This is a genomic window from Undibacterium sp. Di24W (assembly GCF_049340325.1).
Classification (GTDB): domain Bacteria; phylum Pseudomonadota; class Gammaproteobacteria; order Burkholderiales; family Burkholderiaceae_D; genus Undibacterium.
Genome location: NZ_JBMPOP010000001.1, coordinates 150,372 through 168,067, shown reverse-complemented (window position 1 = coordinate 168,067; position 17,696 = coordinate 150,372). Strand labels below are relative to the sequence as shown.

The following is a 17,696-nucleotide window of genomic DNA, read 5'->3' as shown; positions in this document are numbered from 1 at the left end:
CATCGACAGTGAACGAAGTTGAGTAAAGCGAGTCTATCTGTTTGTCTCCGGCGTACGATAGCCGCGAATGAAAAATAGAGAAGTAATTAGCGACAAAATTAGTGGTGAAAAAAGTGATGAAAAAAAACGTTTTGCATAATCCTGACTGGTGGCGTGAAGCTGTCATTTATCAAGTCTATCCGCGTAGTTTCAAAGACAGTAATGGCGATGGTATCGGTGACCTACCGGGCATCACTGAAAAACTTGATTACATCGCCAGTCTTGGCGTCGATATCGTTTGGATTTCGCCTTTCTTCACCTCGCCGATGAAAGACTTTGGCTATGATGTGGCCGATTATTGTGACGTCGATCCTTTGTTTGGCACGCTTGCTGATTTTGATGCCCTAGTCGCTCGTGCGCACGAACTCGGTTTGAAGATCATGATAGACCAAGTCTTATCGCATACCGCTGAAACTCATCCTTGGTTTATCGAAAGCCGCAGTAGTCGCAACAATCCCAAAGCTGATTGGTATGTTTGGTCAGACCCTAGTCCTGATGGAACGCCACCGAATAATTGGTTGTCGATTTTTGGAGGTTCAGCCTGGCAATGGGATACCCGTCGTTGCCAGTACTATTTACATAATTTTCTCACTAGTCAGCCGGATATGAATTTTCATCACCCAGATGTGCAAAGCGCTCATCTTTCGAACATGCGATTTTGGCTGGAACGTGGCGTCGATGGCTTTCGCATGGATGCTTGTATCTACCATTTTCATGATGAAGAATTACGTAATAATCCTGTTGCCGCAAAACAGAATACGGTAAATGTCGCAGCCTCAAATCCCTACGGCATGCAAGCCCATGTTTATGATAATTCGCGTCCCGAGAATCTAGAATTTTTGGAACAAGTACGATTCTTACTCGATGAATATCAGGCCATCTCGATTGGTGAAGTTGGCGCTGATGATGCCTTAGAAGTGATGGCGCAATACACTGAAGGGGGGCGACGCCTGCACATGGCATATAGCTTTAATCTGTTAACAGCTGAGTTTTCGGCTGGGCACATACGGCGTCAAGTCGAGGCCTTTGAGGCTAGAGTGAAAGAGGGGGGGGCATCTTGGTCGGTCGGGAATCACGATGTGGCACGGGTGATGACACGCTGGGGCGGGCAACATGCCAGCCCCGAATTTGCCAAAATGATTTTAACTTTGCAGTTGACATTGAAAGGTACGCCATGTTTGTATCAAGGCGATGAACTGGCATTAACCGAAGCCCAATTGGCTTATGAAGATTTGCAAGATCCGGTTGCAATTACTTTTTGGCCCGAATCGAAAGGGCGTGATGGATGCCGCACGCCACTACCTTGGGATAGCGATGCCGCATACGCAGGGTTTTCCAGCGTGAAACCCTGGTTGCCAGTGTCGGCAGATCACTTTTCTTTAGCGGTTAACGAACAGGAAAAGAATCCTGATTCGAGCTTGCATTTTGCTCGTCGTATCTTGCGTTGGCGTAAAAGTATCCCGCAATTATTGCGTGGCGCAATTCGTTTTTACGATTTACCAGAACCTGTAATAGGGTTAAGCCGTGATCTGCCCGATGCGCCAAGTATGTATGTCGCTTTCAATTTGAGCGCCGAGGCGATCACTGTGGAATGGCCGCAAGTGCAGGACGCGATTGCACTTTCTGGTCATGGTTTGGCAGGGCGGAAAGACGGTAGTATGCTGATCTTGCCACCCTACGGTGCTTGGTTTGGGATTAAGCGCCATAGCTGATTGACGCGTACGTTTTTGCTGAACTTGGATTGCATTTAGATCGGGTGAAGACCATGGTTTTCCGTTTATACTGTTCTCTTTCGGATTTTCCTTTAAGATTATTTTGACGGATAAAAACATGCAAATTAGCAAAAGACGATTTACCAAAATGCTAGTCGGCACTGGATTAGGTGCATTAACGAATTCAGTCTTTGCTGGCGTTGGCGCACCTGAGATGGGTGTTGAATATAGATTGCTGCGCCAAGCACAATCAGTTGCGGCGGGCTCTAAGATCCAGATCATAGAATTTTTTGCTTACTATTGCCCACACTGTTATGCCTTAGAGCCCATCATGACGGAGTGGGCCAAAAAACAGGGCGATAAAATTGAATTTAAGCGCATACATGTATTAAATCCTGGCGTCGAAACTCAGCAAAAATTATTCTTTGCCTTAGACGCTTTGGGAAAGGTTGAAGAATTGCATACCAAAGTATTTGAGGCTTATCACATCAAACGAAATCGCCTGATGACCGACGAACAAATCAGAGCCTTTATTGACACTACGACCATCGATAAAAGTGCTTTTTATAACGCCTATAAATCCTTCACCGTCATCACTAAACAAGGACGGTCACCGCGCGTGATGGCGGACTATGAAATTGACTCTTGGCCTACTGTAATTGTCGATGGACGCTTGCAAACATCGCCGAGTATGGCGGCACGTGGCATGGGGCGAGTCACCGAGCAAGAACAAAATGAAGCATTGCTCCCAGTTTTAGATTTCCTCGTCAGCAAAGCGCAAAAAGAAAAGGCAGCCTTGCCTAAGTAGTAGGTAGCAAGCAAGGTCGTGCATATAGAATAGTGAATTCCGCACATTTAAAAAAACTCCAGCGCATGAGTGCGCGCTGTGCGCGCAGGTATTTCGGACTACTTTTCGTTCATGTTGCGCGCGGCACATTCTATAGAGTATTGTTTTAAATGAATTTTGTATAGAAAAGTCTATTGAGTACTTCAGCTCATTCCTTAAACAATAAAAAAAGAAAGAGACATTGATTATGAATAAACAGATCAAGCTGCTTGTTTGCGTCGCTGGATTAAGTTCACTATATGCTTTAAACACTGGTGTGGCAGCACAAACCCAAGCGAAACCAGCTGCAAAGCCCACCATGCAGGACATCCTGAAAGCCTCACAGGCTAGCGACTGGCGATCATTAGACCCAAACAATACGCTCTACCTGGATTTGGAAAAAGGTCGTGTCGTGATCGAACTGGCACCTGAGTTCGCACCGAAAAATGTCGTGAATATCAAAACACTGGTGAAAGAAGGCTATTTTGATGGCCTGGCCATGATACGTTCACATGATAATTATGTGGCGCAGTGGGGCGATCCAGGAGAAAAGCGTGAATTCAAAAAAGCTGCAAAGAAAGTGGAAGGCGAGTTCACTGTTAAGTACAAGAAAGACGCACCGTTCACGCGCTTGCCCGATGTAGATGGTTATGCGCCACAAGTTGGTCACGTGAACAGCTTTGCTGCAGCTCGTGATCCGAAAACACAAACGACTTGGCTCACGCATTGCTACGGCGCAATTGGTGTCGCGCGCGGAAACGAAACTGATAGCGGCAATGGCAGCTCTCTGTATGCAGTCACCGGTCACGCCCCACGTAATCTGGATCGCAATATCACCGTAGTCGGCCGCGTGATGCACGGAATAGAATTGCTCTCTAGTCTGCCACGGGGAACCGGCGCACTAGGATTTTATGAAAAACCTGAGGAACGCACACCCATCAAGTCTGTTCGCCTCGCTGCTGATGTGCCGGAAGCAGAACGTAGTAAATTAGAAGTTTTCCGTACTGATACGGCCAATTTCACAGCCCTGGTTGAAGCACAAAGAAACCGTGGAGGTGATTGGTATAAATTCGCCGCGAATCATATTGAATTGTGTAATGTGCCGATTCCAGTACGGATTGTGAAGTAGAGTTTCTTGTTGCTAGTTAAGGATAGAGATGAAAAAAATAGTATCACTGATCGCATTGACCGTATTCATGTCGAGTGGATGCATGACCATAGATGTTAGCTCTAAACAATTTGTTCCGAGAGATGCAAATAAGTTGGTGCTATTGAAGGCAAGTGCACCTGAATACCAATTACGGGATGTGCAATTTGTGCAAGCCGATGGTTCGGTAAGTCGTGGCGTCCATTTTAGTAAGCCGGGTGCTGAGGCCACGGTGCTGTATTTTCTTGGTAGTGGAATACGGGTCGATGCCGATGGTGCTTTTTTCTTGAAGTCGTTTGCTGATTTGAACCTCGATGTCATAACCTTTGACTATCGTAGTTTTGGTCGTAGCGATGCCACTACGAAAAGCCATGGTTTGAAAGAGATTGAAGCGGATACGGCAGCACTTTACGATCATGTGCGCAGTCTTGTGAAAGGTCGTTTGATTGTGCACGGACATTCCTTCGGTAGTTTCGTTGCCGCCCATTTGGCCGGTCAACGTCAGCTCGATGGGCTCGTATTAGAAGGCACGGGAACCGATCCCAAGACTTATGCACAAAACTTGACACCTTGGTTTGCAAGGCCTTTCGTTTCCTACCGTGTCGTTGGTGAGGTCGCAGAAGTTGACAATGTCCGCAGCCTGCAAGGCACCAAGTTCCCAATTCTGGTAATCGCTGGAAAACGCGATTCGACAACACCTGAAGCAACCGCACGCGTCTTGTTTGACAGCCTAAAGCAAAGCAATAAACGTTTTGTGAGCGTCGATTCCGGGCATATGGACGCAATGCTATTCCCTGAAGCGAAAGCGGCGTACAAGAATTTCATCAGTGGCAAGTTCGAGTAAGGCTGAGGGATGTGGTAGACAGGTCTGCATAACCCAGCATTTTTCGGTGCTCGCGCCAAATGTTGGGCTTCGCGTCGGTCACGACCAATCTACGAATTTATCACTGTGCCGGATTCGCTCCCTCAGCATGAATTTGATTGACCGCAGCGATCAGCTCATCACTCAAACGAATGTCCGTTGCTCGAATATTTTCTTCCAATTGGGTTAAATCGGTCGCACCAATAATCGTACTCGCTACAAACCAACGTGAATAACACCAGGCTAATGCGAGTTGCGTTGGTGTCAGCCCATGTGCGCGAGCCAACTCAGTGTAACGCGCACTGGTGGCGATCACTTCAGAGCGCATATAGCGAGGACTCCAAGTCGGCGGAAATCGCGTTAAGCGTCCTTTAGCTTGAATGTCATCGACATACTTTCCTGTTAGGCGTCCAAAGGCGAGTGGGCTGTAGGCCAATAAACCGACTTGTTCGCGATAACAGGTTTCAGTTAAGCCTTGTTCAAAGCTGCGGTTCATCAAGTGGTAGGGGTTTTGGATGGAAATGATACGGGCTTGTTGTTTGCGCTCTGCGTGCTTGATGAATTCGCTGGCACCCCAAGGTGTTTCGTTGGAGACGCCGATGTGACGAATCTTGCCTTCTTTGACTAAACCATCGAGTACATCTAGCGTTGCTTCAATAGCGATGCATTCACGTTCCAATGTAGGGTCAAATTCTTTTTGACCGAAGATAGGCGCGTTGCGGCTGGGCCAGTGTAATTGATATAGATCGATGTAATCGGTATGCAAGCGCTGCAAACTCGCTTCGACTGCGATGCGGATATTCTTGGCATCGAGATCGTTCTCGCCATTGCGTATCCATGGCATGCCGCGTGAAGGACCTGCAACTTTGGTAGCTAAGATGAGGTTGTCGCGTTGGCCGGATTGTTTAATCCAACTACCTATGTATTGCTCGGTACGATTGACTGTTTCGGCACGTGGCATGACGGGATACATCTCAGCTGTGTCGATGAAGTTGACGCCATTTGCGACTGCGAAATTAAGTTGCTGATGCGCTTCGGCCTCGGTGTTTTGTTCACCGAAAGTCATGGTGCCGAGACATACTTCTGACACCATTAAATCGCTGCTGCCTAGTTTTTTAAGTTTCATTTTGAATCCGAATTCTTTGGTGTGAATTTATCTGTTGTTCCGCATCGCCAATGCGGCTTCACGCACCAAGGCTGGACCGCGGTAAATCAAGCCAGAATATACTTGCACCAAGGATGCACCTGCATCCATTTTGGCGACCGCATCGTTACCTGAAAAAATACCACCGACACCGATAATGGGTAATGCATCACCAAGTTCTGATTTCAAGGCACGGATAACCTTGTTGGATAGTTCAAACACCGGTTCGCCCGATAATCCACCGGTTTCTTCGCCATGTTGCAGACCTTTGACTGCATCGCGGGTGATCGTCGTATTGGTTGCAATCACGCCGTCTATCTTATGGCGCAGTAAAGATTCGGCGATATTTTTGATTTGCTCGCTGTCGATATCCGGAGCGATTTTTAAAGTGATCGGCACATAGCGCTTGTGTTGATCGGCTAGGCGTTGCTGTGCATCTTTGAGTTTGGATAGAAGATCGTCTAGTTCAGATGCGCCTTGCAATTGACGCAGGTTTTTGGTATTCGGTGAGGAGATGTTAACGGTCACATAGCTAGCGTAAGGATATACTTTGTTTAGACAAAGCAAATAATCGTCAGCGGCTTTTTCTATTGGGGTATCAGCGTTTTTGCCGATGTTTAAACCGAGTACGCCTTGCTTCTCTTGATAAAAACGTGAAGCTTGTACATTCGCGACAAAAGCATCGACGCCACCGTTATTAAATCCCATACGATTAATAATCGCATTGGCTTGTGGTAAGCGGAACATGCGCGGCTTGGGATTGCCCGCCTGAGCGCGAGGTGTGACGGTGCCGATTTCTATCGATCCAAAACCTAAAGATGTGAGGCCATCGATGTAGCGACCATCTTTATCTAGACCTGCAGCTAAACCCACTGGATTGGGAAATGTAATTCCCATTACACTACGCGGATCCGCCGCTGGTTTGGGGAGCAGGCGAGTTAGGCCCATATTATGAGCACGCTTTAAACCCGGCAGTGTTAAATCATGCGCGCTTTCTGGATCCATGAAGAATAAAAAAGGACGGGCTAAAGAGTAGAGCAATTGATCGGACATAATTTTGATGAGTTTTAGATGAATTGAATTTAGAGTGATTGCCAGCTGTCATCGAGCAAGGCTTGTAACGGTTTGAAATTGGTTTTATACGACATTTTACGGCTCGCTTCTATCCAGTAACCGAGATACAGATAGGGCAGACCGAGGATTTTAGTTTGCGCGATTTGCCATAGGACATTGAAGGTGCCGTAAGCGCTATGCGGTACATCGGGGTCGTAGAAAGTATAAACGGACGAGAGGCCGTCATTCAAAATATCGATGATGCTGATCATGCGTAAAATATTTTGTGCATCGCGAAATGCGATTAAGCGTGTATTGACTCGGCTCTGTAAGAGAAATTGTGCGTATTGATCGCGGCCATCTTGATCCATGCCGCCACCCGCATGACGACGGCGTTGATAGCGTTGATAGAGTTCAAAATGCTCTTCAACAAATTCCAGTGGCAATATCTCAGGTTGCAGATCGGCATGCTGTTGTAAGGCGCGACGCTGGCTACGATTGGTTTTGAATTCACCGACAACGGTGCGTACTGGTGTGCAAGCCGAACAATGATCGCAATACGGGCGATAGATAAAGACACCGCTACGCCGAAAGCCGCGACTGACTAATTCCGAATACACTTCATTGTCAATCAGTTGCGCTGGCGTCGCTACTTGGGAGCGTGCTTGCCGGTCCTCCAGATAGCTGCAAGCGTAGGGCGCGGTTGCATAGTAATGCAGCGTAATGTAGTCGCCTGCATTATTGCTATCCCCGACTTGTTCCCCTAATGTCGAAGGAGAGGGGACTGGCGGATTAGTTCGGGATTGCATCGCTGTTCATCTTTCTGCTAGCTAGAGGATGCTCGGTTTGTAAGTAGTCCTTGAAGCTGAGTAAATCTAAAGGCTGCCAATCTTGAATCGTCTCTTGCGTAATCGCTAGAATTACATGCTGCATAAACTCACTTCGGCTGATGGGCTTGGCGCCGAATGTTGCTAGATGCGAGGTCTCTTGCTGGCAGTCTATCATTTTCACATCATGCTTGCGTAAGAAAACGACTAACTGACTTAATGCCATTTTAGAGGCATCCGTCACCTTAGCAAACATAGACTCACCATAAAACATCTTACCTATGCAAATACCATAGGCACCACCCACTAACTCCCCATCAAGCCAGATCTCTGAGCTATGTGCAAAACCCATTCTATGCAAGGCAGTGTAACCAGCGATGATCTCAGCTGAAATCCAAGTGCCATCCTGATTCTTGCGTGGTTCTGCGCAGTGGCGCATGACCTGTTCGAAGGCTGTATCAAAACGAAAAGTCCAGCGCGGGTCTTTGAGCGACTTGTTCAGACGTTTCTTCAAGCTCTCTGATAGTTTGAAATCGCTAGTCTTTAATACCATACGCGGATCAGTCGACCACCACAATATAGGCTGGCCTTCAGAAAACCAGGGAAAGATGCCATTTTGGTAGGCATTCAATAAACGCTCTGGGGATAAGTCTGCGCCAGCCGCCAATAAGCCTGCGGCGCCTTGTTCTTCCGTCAAGGCTTGCGCTACATCAGGGAAGGGGCTGTCAATTTCTAACCAGGGAATCATAGGTGCGGGATACGGATATGCTTATTCAGGGTGATGTGATTTGTAAAAGTCATGTTCGTGCAAACTAAATTGCCCCTCATGCTGTACTTTTTTCAGATCTTCGAAAAAGAACTTCAAAGTTTGGCTCACTGTAGCGAACGCGATTTCATCCCAAGGTATTTCATGTTCGGCAAATAAAGTGACTTCAAGGCTCTCGACGCCGGCCAGATAATTCGTGTCAACCAGAGTCGCTCTATAGAACAGATGCACCTGATCCACATGGGGTACGCTGAGTACCGAGAATAACTCATGTAGTTCTATATTTGCGCCAGCCTCTTCTATAGTCTCTCGTTGGGCTGCCTGCCGACAGGTTTCTTGATTTTCCATAAAACCTGCAGGCAAAGTCCAATAGCCATAGCGCGGCTCAATCGCACGTTTGCAAAGCAGTACCTTGGCTTCTCCTGCGATATCCCAAACAGGTAACGTGCCTACGACCATGTTCGGATTTTGATAATGAACTGTGCCGCATTTTGTGCAGACAAAGCGTTCACGCGTATCGTCAGCGGGAATTTTCAAGGTCACAGGCGCAGCGCAAGCAGAGCAAAATTTCATGGAGTAACTCTTTCGGGACAGACACATAAATCGAATCTGTGAAAGTGTATCACCGCCTGCACGGTTCTCTGAGTGTAGAGCTGAAAAACTACTTGGTGTCATGAAGCCGCAATAGAAATATGCTCACGAATTATGCTTGAGCATAGAAAGAAATTGCGCAAAGCAGCAAAGTCCTGTATAGTTCTACATATCAGACGCGGGGTGGAGCAGTCTGGCAGCTCGTCGGGCTCATAACCCGAAGGTCGTAGGTTCAAATCCTGCCCCCGCAACCAGTTTTAAGAATAAAGCCACGTTTCATCGTGGCTTTTTCGTTAGGCTGACGAATTTTTTTGATTGGTTTGTGTTTGGAACGTGTTTCTAGACTACAATCGGGCATCTACTAAATTGATCGACTGTTTTGACTGACTTTTATTGACGATTCGCTAGTTGGCGATCTATGTACGGGTTGGCTGCAGACTGATCCACCAGGCGCACATCGATGAATCGTGCTGCGCAATGTCCTACAAGACTAGACTGGTTGGGATAATGATTATCCCGAGTGCTTCACTGAATACTTCTTAAGATCAACACAACCTGTTAGCTAAAGAGTTTGCATGAATACTGCAGATGCCAAGCGTGTACTCGAAACCGCATTGTTATGCGCACATGAGCCGCTGACCATTAATACAATGAAAAAATTGTTTGTTGATAGTAGCGATCAAGAAGATCTGGTCGGTGCTGATACGATTAAATTAATGCTGGAAGAAGTGCGTCAAGATTGGTCCGACAAGGGAATTATGTTGGTTTCCTTATCGACTGGGTGGCGCTTTCAAAGTCGCCCTGAGATGCGCGCTTTCATCGATCGATTGAATCCAGAAAAGCCGCCCAAGTATTCACGTGCAACCTTGGAAACTTTGGCGATCATTGCTTATCGTCAGCCTGTGACCCGTGGCGATATCGAGGAGATACGCGGTGTTGCAGTGGCATCTCAGATGGTAAAGACGCTTGAGGATCGTGGCTGGATAGAAACCATCGGCCATCGTGAAGTGCCTGGGCGACCAGCTTTGTTTGCGACAACCAAGCAATTCTTAAGTGACTTGGGGTTGGCATCACTAGATCAATTGCCGCCTTTGCAGCAGATTGGTCAGGAGGAGGCAGAAGATGCGCCTCCCTCTAAGGATGATTCCCCAGAATTGAATATGTTCGCTGAGATGGAGGCTTTAGTTGAAATTGCCGATGCTTCCGCGATGAATGTTCATACGGGTGATGAAGAGTCTCTTGTAAAGCTTGAGCATGAGCTTGATGCCTCTGAAGAACTTGTTTCTGAGATTGTGATTGAAGATGATGCGACGGAAATAGTTGCAAACGAAATTGATGTAAGTGCGCAAATTAATGCGCAAATGAATGCGCAAATGAATGCGCAAGAAGAATTGAGTGATGTTGCATCGGAAGACCGTGCAGCAGATGCTCACAAAAATGAAGCAGCCAGTGATGTGATCTTGGATGATGTTGCAATGATGGCTGACACGAATATAGATGAAGTAGTGGAAGCAGATGCTGAAGCTCTAACACCTTTCAAACCAGAATCAGATAATGAACACAAATAATCCAGACGATACTTCCAGCCAGCAAAAAACTGGTGCTGAAACCGACGCTCCGCGTCCCCGCGCAAAACGCGTTGCACGTCCGAAAGTTGCAAAGGCCGATGATGCAACAGTCGGTGTTGTCAGTGCCGCGAGTGAGGGGGCGCCAGCTGCTAAAGCGCCACGTGCTCCGCGTAAGCCAAGATTAAAGGCGGAAGTCGTTAGTGCAGAGATACTAGCTCAAACGCCAGCTTTCGCAGAGCAGTCAGCGCCTGTTGCCAGAGCGCCGCGTCAAGAGCGTCCGCCACGTCAGCCTCGCGTACCGCGTCAAGTTGAATCGCTTGAAGTGAGTGTGGAGCAACAAGGTACGCCTCAATTAGAGTCGCCCAATCGAGTGGGCGCGGAAGAGGGTAATGAGCGCCCACGTCGTCCTCAAGGTGATAGAAATAATTCCCGTAATGCAAAGCCTCGTGATGGTCAAGTGCGCGACGGTCAGTCGCGTAATCGACAGCAAACAAAGCCTGGGCAAGGTGCGCAAAATCGCAATGGCGAGCAGCGCAACCAAAATAATCAACGTCGTCCGGGTCAGCAAAATAGTCGCGGCGCCGTACCTGACGCGGATGATGTGTTTTCATTTGTGACTTCTGATGCGTATGACGCAGCAGATGATGCTCAACATTCACGTAACGATAAAAATAAAAAAACTCGTCGCGATTTAACGGCTGATGATGATGCGCCAAAATTGCATAAAGTCTTGGCCGAAGCGGGTCTGGGTTCGCGTCGTGATATGGAAGAGTTGATTATTGCTGGACGCGTTTCCGTGAACGGTGAGCCGGCGCATATTGGTCAGCGTATTTTGCCGCAAGACCAAGTGCGTATTAACGGAAAATTAATTCAGCGTAAAGTCAGTAAAAAACCGCCGCGCGTGCTGATTTATCATAAGCCCGCTGGTGAAATCGTCAGTACGAGTGATCCTGAAGGCCGTGCATCCGTGTTTGATAGTTTGCCGCAAATGAAGGTCGGTAAATGGCTGGCTGTCGGTCGTCTCGATTACAACACTGAAGGTTTGTTGTTATTCACAACATCTGGTGATTTGGCGAACCGTCTGATGCATCCACGTTACGGCATTGAGCGTGAATACGCTGTGCGTACTTTGGGTGATTTGGAAGAGGGTATGCGTCAAAAGCTATTGGCTGGCGTGGAGCTGGAAGACGGTATGGCGCAATTCTCCAAAATTTCGGATGGTGGTGGTGAGGGTGTGAATAAGTGGTATCGCGTCATCATCGGCGAAGGTCGTAATCGTGAAGTGCGTCGTATGTTTGAGGCGGTGGGTTTGACCGTGTCGCGTTTGATTCGTACACGCTATGGCGTGATGACTTTGCCTTCCGGCTTGAAACGTGGACGTTGGGATGAGTTGGGTGAAGATGCGGTGCGTAGCTTGCTCAAAGTGAGTGGTTTGGAAAAAACTGCTGGCGAAAGATCTGAAAAACCTGTGGGTAAGCCAAATGGAAATCGCGTGCAAGGTGGCAAAGTGCCGCGTAATGTGAATCCATTTGATGCGCCAGTGCAGAGAAGCTTTGAGCCTACGGTGCGTGGTGGTTTTGCTAATCCTCAGAATGGTCGTCCGGCACGTGGCTCTGGTACGGGTGGTTACGCTGGCACGCCAGGTGGTTCTAAGGCTGCTAAGCCGAATGCAAATGGTGGAAAACCGCGTAGTCGTCAGCCAGATCCTTTGCAAACAGCCCTGGGCTATCCGAGTCGCGACCAAAATCGCCGCGGCCCGACCGAGCGTGGCAGTGGTCCTGCGATTGGCCAGGCGATTGCGGCACGTCGTCGTCGTGGTACTTAAAAATTAAATGCCTGGAAGTGGGTGAAAGATGTTGCTCAGGCCGTGTTTTTCACCGACTTCTCATTGCGATTGAGTAATTAATCGTTTATAATCTTGTAGTTAGCAGATTTTTCCTTGAATTATTTTTTGGTCAACATTAAGTCTATTTAAGGCGCTAAGAAGATGGGCTAGTGCCCATTTTTTTTTGGCGAATCGTTTTTCAGCGTTTAATCAGTTTTAGAATCGTTTGGAAGCGATATCTGTATTTATCGGAGAATTGTCTTGCAATTGTTGGAATTAATTGAAAAGACTGTCAATGGGACAGGCTATGATCTGGTCGACTTTGAGCGGGCAGAGCGTGGTTTGTTTCGTGTGTATATTGATCTTTTACCGGAAGATGTTGAGGAAAAGGGTCATGTTACTGTTGAAGATTGTGCGAAGGTCAGTCATCAATTGTCGCACGTATTGACGGTAGAAGAAGTCGCTTATGAACGCTTAGAGATTTCTTCCCCGGGCTTGGATCGACCATTGAAGAAGATTGCTGATTTCGTCCGTTTTGTCGGCGAAAAAGCCAACATAAAATTGCGATTGCCTATGCCGGGCATGGCGAATCGTAAGAGCTTCGAAGGTGTATTGCATGAGCCAGAAGGGGAAACTCTGAAGCTCGAATTTGAAACGAAAGATGGCGCGGCGATGCTTGAGTTTACGCTCGCTGATTTAGATAAGGCACGCTTAGTGCCGCAAGTGAATTTTAGGAGTCGCAAAGCATGAGTCGCGAAGTTTTATTATTGGTTGATGTGCTGGCGCGTGAAAAAAACGTTGATGAAGATATCGTTTTTGGCGCATTGGAACATGCTTTGGCAACGGCTACCAAAAAGCGTTATGAAGGTGAAGTCGATATTCGTGTAGAAATCGACCGTGATACTGGCGAATACCGTACTTTCCGCCGTTGGCACGTAGTGGCTGACGAGGCAGGTTTGCAATTGCCAGATCAAGAAATTTTACATTTTGAAGCAGTCGAGCAATACGCAGACATCGAAGTCGATGAATACATTGAAGAGCCAGTGGAATCGGTTGAGCTGGGTCGTCGCTTTGCACAAGATACCAAACAAATCGTATTGCAACGTATCCGTGATGCAGAACGTGAACAAATTTTGGCTGAGTTCTTAGAGCGTGGTGATTCCTTAGTTATGGGCACTATTAAACGCATGGAACGCGGTGAAGCGGTGGTTGAATCTGGTCGTATTGAGGCACGTTTGCCGCGCGATCAAATGATTCCGAAAGAAAACTTGCGTGTTGGTGATCGCGTCCGTGCTTACATCTTGCGTATTGACCGCAATGCTCGCGGCCCACAAGTGATCTTGTCGCGCACTGCGCCAGAATTCATCATGAAATTGTTTGAATTAGAAGTGCCAGAAATCGAACAAGGTTCTTTAGTTATCAAATCTGCGGCTCGTGATCCGGGTGTTCGCGCTAAGATCGCGGTGCACACTGATGACAAACGTATTGATCCTATCGGTACTTGCGTTGGTATGCGTGGTTCACGTGTACAAGCAGTCACTGGTGAGCTCGGTGGTGAACGTGTTGATATCGTATTGTGGTCTGAAGATCCAGCACAATTCGTGATTGGTGCTTTGGCGCCAGCGAACGTTTCTTCCATCATGGTGGATGAAGAAAAACACGCAATGGACGTCGTTGTTGATGATGAAAACCTGGCGATTGCGATTGGCCGTAGCGGTCAAAACGTACGCCTGGCAGCAGAATTGACTGGCTGGCAAATTAATATCATGACGGCAGAGCAATCTGCGGATAAAGCAGAGCAAGAATCTGCTGGCATCCGTGCTCTGTTCATGGAAAAACTCGACGTAGATCAAGAAGTCGCAGACATCTTGGTTGACGAAGGCTTCTCTAGCTTAGAAGAAATCGCTTATGTACCAATTAGCGAAATGCTGGAAATCGACGCCTTAGATGAAGATACAGTGAATGAATTGCGCAATCGCGCACGTGATGCACTTGTGACGGAAGCGATTGCTTCTGAAGAAGGTGTAGAGGGTGTGGAAGACGCATTGATTAATCTGGAAGGTATGAGCCGTGCAACAGCAGGTAAATTGGGCTTGGCAGGTATTAAGTCCCTCGCTGCTTTCGGTGGCTTAGCTTACGATGAATTTGGCGCGATTTTGGCTCTGTCTACAGACCGTGCACGTCAATTAATCGATAATGCATTTGAAGATGTGACTGATGATGAGATGAAACTCATCGACGCTAAATATGATGAACATGCTAAAGCCTTATTGGAAAAAGCATGGAAACTCGTTGAAGCAAAATAATCACGAGTAAACAACATAATTGAAGCGTGGATTTAACTAAATTTATAGCGTTAAATCACAGCGCAAACAAAGAAAGAGGACTGAATGGCGAGTAATAATGTAGCTCAATTTGCCACCGAGCTGAAAATGTCAGCGGATTTACTGCTCACGCAATTGAATGCCGCAGGCGTTGCAAAAGCGTCTGCGTCCGATATCTTGTCCAAAGAAGATAAGGACAAGCTGTTGGAACATTTACGCCGTTCGCACGGCGTGGCTCCTGATGCCGATAAGAAAAAAATCACTTTGACTCGCAAGGAAACGACCGAGATTAAACAAGCTGATGCCACTGGCAAAACACGTACTGTGCAAGTTGAAGTGCGTAAAAAGCGTACTTTTGTGAAGCGGGACGAAAGCTCTCCTGACGAGAATGCTATACCTGCGCTAGCTATTGACCCTGCAGAAATGGCTCGTCGTGAAGCTGAGGCGCAAGCGGAAGCAGAATTGGCCGCGCGTCGTGAAGCTGAATTGTTAGAGAAGCAAGAACAACTGGCGAAACTCGAGGCAGAAAAAGAAGCCGAAGCGAAAGCAGCTCGTGAAGCGGAAGCGGCTGCCAAAGCGAAAGCTGACGCAGAAAAAGCGAAGCAAGCCGAGGAAAAGCGTGCGAAAGCAAGCAAAACACCAATGGTTTCGGAAGTTTCTTCTGATACACCTGCAGTTGACGAAGAGGCAAAACGTCTAGCCGCTGAAGACGCAAAGAAAAAAGCGACTGCTGCTGCAGCTGTAGCCAAAGAAGCGGTGAAAGAAGCTGCTGCACGCGCTGCAAATGCTGAAAATGCTCGTAAAAAAGTTGCTGACGAAGTTGCACAGATTAAAGAAATGATGCTGGCAGCGCGTAAGCCGAAAGTGGTCGAGGTGCCAGCTCCTGTTGCTGCACCATCTAAAGTTGCAGAAGGTACTTTACATAAGCCCGCCGATAAAAAGCCTGGTGAGAATAAGCCTGGTGACAAGAAAGATGTGAAGCCAGCAGTAGCCGCACCGACCGATAAAAAAGCCATCAAATCCGCCAATGTGTCTTCCACATGGCAAGAAGACGCGAAAAAACGCGGTGGTGGTGGTTTGAAAACACGTGGCGCAGCACCAGTTGGTCGTGATGGTTGGAAGAGTGGTCCTAAAGGTCGCCGTAATAATCATCATGATGATAGAGAAACTAACTTCCAAGTACCAGTTGAAGCTGTTATCAAAGACGTCTACGTGCCAGAGACCTTAACGGTTGCGGAACTCGCACATAAAATGTCCGTCAAAGCTTCTGAAGTGATTAAGCATTTGATGAAATTAGGTCAGATGTGTACGATCAACCAAGTTCTTGATCAAGAAACAGCGATGATTCTGGTTGAAGAAATGGGCCATAAGGCCTTCGCTGCTAAGATTGATGATCCAGAAGCGATGCTGACGGATGTGGCTGAACATGCAGAATATGAATCATCACCACGTGCGCCAGTCGTTACCGTGATGGGTCACGTTGATCACGGTAAAACATCTTTGCTTGATTATATTCGCCGCGCGAAAGTGGCTTCTGGCGAAGCAGGTGGTATTACGCAGCATATTGGCGCTTACCATGTGGAAACGCCACGCGGCATGATTACATTCTTGGATACACCAGGTCATGAAGCGTTTACGGCGATGCGTGCCCGTGGTGCAAAAGCAACCGATATCGTTATTCTGGTCGTTGCAGCAGACGATGGCGTGATGCCACAAACGAAAGAAGCGATTGCCCATGCAAAAGCTGCGGGCGTGCCTTTGGTTGTCGCGATTAATAAGATCGATAAACCAGGTGGCAATGCAGATCGCGTGACACAAGAATTGATTGCGGAAAGCGTTGTCCCAGAAGCCTATGGTGGTGAGTCACCATTCGTTTCGGTGTCCGCTAAAACAGGCCAGGGTATCGATGATTTATTAGAACAAGTTTTGTTACAAGCTGAAGTTTTAGAATTGCGTGCACCAGTTGATGCACCTGCTAAAGGTTTGGTCGTTGAATCTCGTTTGGATAAAGGTCGCGGTACTGTTGCAACGATCTTGGTTCAGTCGGGTACCTTGAAACGTGGCGACGTAGTCTTGGCTGGTTCATCTTATGGTCGTGTTCGTGCGATGTTGGATGAAAATGGTAAAAATATTCACACAGCAGGTCCATCGATTCCTGTTGAGATTCAAGGTTTAACCGAAGTTCCAGCAGCTGGCGAAGAAGTCATGGTCATGGTTGATGAGCGTAAAGCACGTGAAATCGCTTTGTTCCGTCAAGGTAAATACCGTGATGTTAAATTGGCGAAACAGCAAGCCGCGAAGCTCGAAAACATGTTTGAAAACATGGGCGAAGGCGAACTCAAAAACTTGCCTATCATCGTCAAAACCGACGTACAGGGTTCGCAAGAAGCTTTGGTTCAATCCTTGGTCAAGTTGTCGAACAACGAAGTGCGCGTACAAGTGGTGCATGCGGCAGTCGGTGGCATTTCAGAATCCGACGTCAACTTGGCTGTGGCTTCCAAAGCGGTCATCATCGGATTTAACACCCGTGCTGATGCCTCCGCTCGTAAGTTGGCTGAATCGAATGGCGTGGACATCCGTTACTACAACATCATTTACGATGCAGTTGACGAAATCAAGTCTGCCTTGTCCGGTATGTTGGCACCAGAGAAACGCGAAACGATCATTGGTATGGTCGAAATTCGTCAAGTCTTCTCCGTCAGCAAAGTCGGTTCCATTGCAGGTTGCTTGGTCACCGAAGGTGTGGTTAAGCGTACGTCGTCCGTGCGTTTGCTACGCAACAATGTGGTGACATGGACAGGCGAATTGGATTCCTTGAAGCGTTACAAAGACGACGCCAAAGAAGTTCGTGCAGGTATGGAATGTGGTCTCTCACTCAAAGCTTACAACGATATCCAGGTCGGAGATTTCTTGGAAATCTTTGAAATTCAGGAAATTGCTCGTACTCTGTAAGCAATTAAGAAGTAAGACCAAAGAGGAAGCGAAAGCTTCCTCTTTAGTTTTGTAGTGTTG

The 17,696-nt window shown here is 47.5% G+C and carries 14 protein-coding genes and 1 tRNA gene; 10 read left to right on the top strand and 5 right to left on the bottom strand.

Annotated elements, in window-relative coordinates; genetic code table 11:
* The first annotated feature begins 116 nt into the window (after positions 1–116).
* From ACO0KZ_RS00700 to ACO0KZ_RS00685, 4 genes are all read left to right on the top strand, one after another.
* Positions 117–1,751, top strand: coding sequence for an alpha-amylase family glycosyl hydrolase (locus ACO0KZ_RS00700; RefSeq protein ID WP_422991721.1), 1,635 nt, complete (start codon positions 117–119; stop codon positions 1,749–1,751).
* Between the two features lie 118 nt (positions 1,752–1,869).
* Positions 1,870–2,559: a thiol:disulfide interchange protein DsbA/DsbL gene (locus ACO0KZ_RS00695; RefSeq protein ID WP_422991719.1), complete on the top strand. Its 690-nt coding sequence runs from the start codon at positions 1,870–1,872 to the stop codon at positions 2,557–2,559.
* 226 nt (positions 2,560–2,785) lie between these two features.
* Positions 2,786–3,706 (top strand): peptidylprolyl isomerase, encoded by a 921-nt coding sequence (locus tag ACO0KZ_RS00690; RefSeq protein WP_422991717.1) that lies wholly within the window; start codon positions 2,786–2,788, stop codon positions 3,704–3,706.
* Positions 3,707–3,734: 28 nt separating this feature from the next.
* A complete protein-coding gene (locus ACO0KZ_RS00685) occupies positions 3,735–4,568 on the top strand; it encodes an alpha/beta fold hydrolase (protein ID WP_422991715.1) in 834 nt (277 codons plus the stop codon).
* A gap of 100 nt (positions 4,569–4,668) precedes the next feature.
* Here the strand turns inward: ACO0KZ_RS00685 and ACO0KZ_RS00680 are convergent, their stop codons facing one another.
* From ACO0KZ_RS00680 to ACO0KZ_RS00660, 5 genes are read right to left on the bottom strand one after another with little or no spacing between them, the layout of a single operon-like run.
* Positions 4,669–5,712, bottom strand: coding sequence for an aldo/keto reductase (locus tag ACO0KZ_RS00680; RefSeq protein WP_422991713.1), 1,044 nt, complete (start codon positions 5,710–5,712; stop codon positions 4,669–4,671).
* Between the two features lie 27 nt (positions 5,713–5,739).
* Positions 5,740–6,783 carry a quinone-dependent dihydroorotate dehydrogenase gene (locus ACO0KZ_RS00675; protein WP_422991711.1) on the bottom strand — a complete coding sequence of 348 codons (1,044 nt, stop codon included), beginning with the start codon at positions 6,781–6,783 and terminating at the stop codon, positions 5,740–5,742.
* 29 nt (positions 6,784–6,812) lie between these two features.
* Positions 6,813–7,592 carry an arginyltransferase gene (locus tag ACO0KZ_RS00670; RefSeq protein ID WP_422991709.1) on the bottom strand — a complete coding sequence of 260 codons (780 nt, stop codon included), beginning with the start codon at positions 7,590–7,592 and terminating at the stop codon, positions 6,813–6,815.
* Complete coding sequence (aat, locus tag ACO0KZ_RS00665) at positions 7,576–8,358, bottom strand: leucyl/phenylalanyl-tRNA--protein transferase (RefSeq protein ID WP_422991707.1); 783 nt, start codon at positions 8,356–8,358, stop codon at positions 7,576–7,578. The genes ACO0KZ_RS00670 and aat overlap by 17 nt, the downstream gene beginning before the upstream one ends.
* Positions 8,359–8,379: 21 nt before the next feature.
* On the bottom strand, positions 8,380–8,949 hold the full coding sequence (locus tag ACO0KZ_RS00660) for an NUDIX hydrolase (protein ID WP_422991705.1): 570 nt from the start codon (positions 8,947–8,949) through the stop codon (positions 8,380–8,382).
* Between the two features lie 195 nt (positions 8,950–9,144).
* Here ACO0KZ_RS00660 and ACO0KZ_RS00655 point away from each other — a divergent pair.
* The 6 genes from ACO0KZ_RS00655 to infB all read left to right on the top strand — a co-directional run bounded on the left by ACO0KZ_RS00655 (position 9,145) and on the right by infB (position 17,636).
* Positions 9,145–9,221 (top strand) — tRNA-Met (locus tag ACO0KZ_RS00655).
* 321 nt (positions 9,222–9,542) lie between these two features.
* The gene (gene scpB, locus ACO0KZ_RS00650) at positions 9,543–10,535 is read left to right on the top strand and encodes an SMC-Scp complex subunit ScpB (protein WP_422991703.1); all 993 of its coding nucleotides are present in this window, start codon (positions 9,543–9,545) and stop codon (positions 10,533–10,535) included.
* Entirely contained in the window at positions 10,522–12,360 is a 1,839-nt protein-coding gene (locus tag ACO0KZ_RS00645) for a pseudouridine synthase (protein ID WP_422991701.1), read from the top strand. The genes scpB and ACO0KZ_RS00645 overlap by 14 nt, the downstream gene beginning before the upstream one ends.
* A 261-nt stretch (positions 12,361–12,621) precedes the next feature.
* Positions 12,622–13,110: a ribosome maturation factor RimP gene (rimP, locus tag ACO0KZ_RS00640; protein WP_422991699.1), complete on the top strand. Its 489-nt coding sequence runs from the start codon at positions 12,622–12,624 to the stop codon at positions 13,108–13,110.
* Entirely contained in the window at positions 13,107–14,666 is a 1,560-nt protein-coding gene (nusA, locus tag ACO0KZ_RS00635; RefSeq protein ID WP_422991697.1) for a transcription termination factor NusA, read from the top strand. Before rimP ends, nusA begins: the two co-directional genes overlap by 4 nt.
* An 84-nt stretch (positions 14,667–14,750) precedes the next feature.
* Positions 14,751–17,636 (top strand): translation initiation factor IF-2, encoded by a 2,886-nt coding sequence (gene infB / locus ACO0KZ_RS00630; RefSeq protein WP_422991695.1) that lies wholly within the window; start codon positions 14,751–14,753, stop codon positions 17,634–17,636.
* Positions 17,637–17,696: the final 60 nt, after the last annotated feature.

Coding starts and splice junctions, on each gene's coding strand:
- nusA (WP_422991697.1), top strand. CDS start 13,107: ATGAGTCGCGAAGTTTTATTATTGGTTGATGTGCTGGCGCGTGAAAAA.
- ACO0KZ_RS00685 (WP_422991715.1), top strand. CDS start 3,735: ATGAAAAAAATAGTATCACTGATCGCATTGACCGTATTCATGTCGAGT.
- infB (WP_422991695.1), top strand. CDS start 14,751: ATGGCGAGTAATAATGTAGCTCAATTTGCCACCGAGCTGAAAATGTCA.
- aat (WP_422991707.1), bottom strand. CDS start 8,358: ATGATTCCCTGGTTAGAAATTGACAGCCCCTTCCCTGATGTAGCGCAA.
- ACO0KZ_RS00670 (WP_422991709.1), bottom strand. CDS start 7,592: ATGCAATCCCGAACTAATCCGCCAGTCCCCTCTCCTTCGACATTAGGG.
- ACO0KZ_RS00690 (WP_422991717.1), top strand. CDS start 2,786: ATGAATAAACAGATCAAGCTGCTTGTTTGCGTCGCTGGATTAAGTTCA.
- ACO0KZ_RS00680 (WP_422991713.1), bottom strand. CDS start 5,712: ATGAAACTTAAAAAACTAGGCAGCAGCGATTTAATGGTGTCAGAAGTA.
- ACO0KZ_RS00660 (WP_422991705.1), bottom strand. CDS start 8,949: ATGAAATTTTGCTCTGCTTGCGCTGCGCCTGTGACCTTGAAAATTCCC.
- ACO0KZ_RS00645 (WP_422991701.1), top strand. CDS start 10,522: ATGAACACAAATAATCCAGACGATACTTCCAGCCAGCAAAAAACTGGT.
- scpB (WP_422991703.1), top strand. CDS start 9,543: ATGAATACTGCAGATGCCAAGCGTGTACTCGAAACCGCATTGTTATGC.
- ACO0KZ_RS00700 (WP_422991721.1), top strand. CDS start 117: ATGAAAAAAAACGTTTTGCATAATCCTGACTGGTGGCGTGAAGCTGTC.
- ACO0KZ_RS00675 (WP_422991711.1), bottom strand. CDS start 6,783: ATGTCCGATCAATTGCTCTACTCTTTAGCCCGTCCTTTTTTATTCTTC.
- ACO0KZ_RS00695 (WP_422991719.1), top strand. CDS start 1,870: ATGCAAATTAGCAAAAGACGATTTACCAAAATGCTAGTCGGCACTGGA.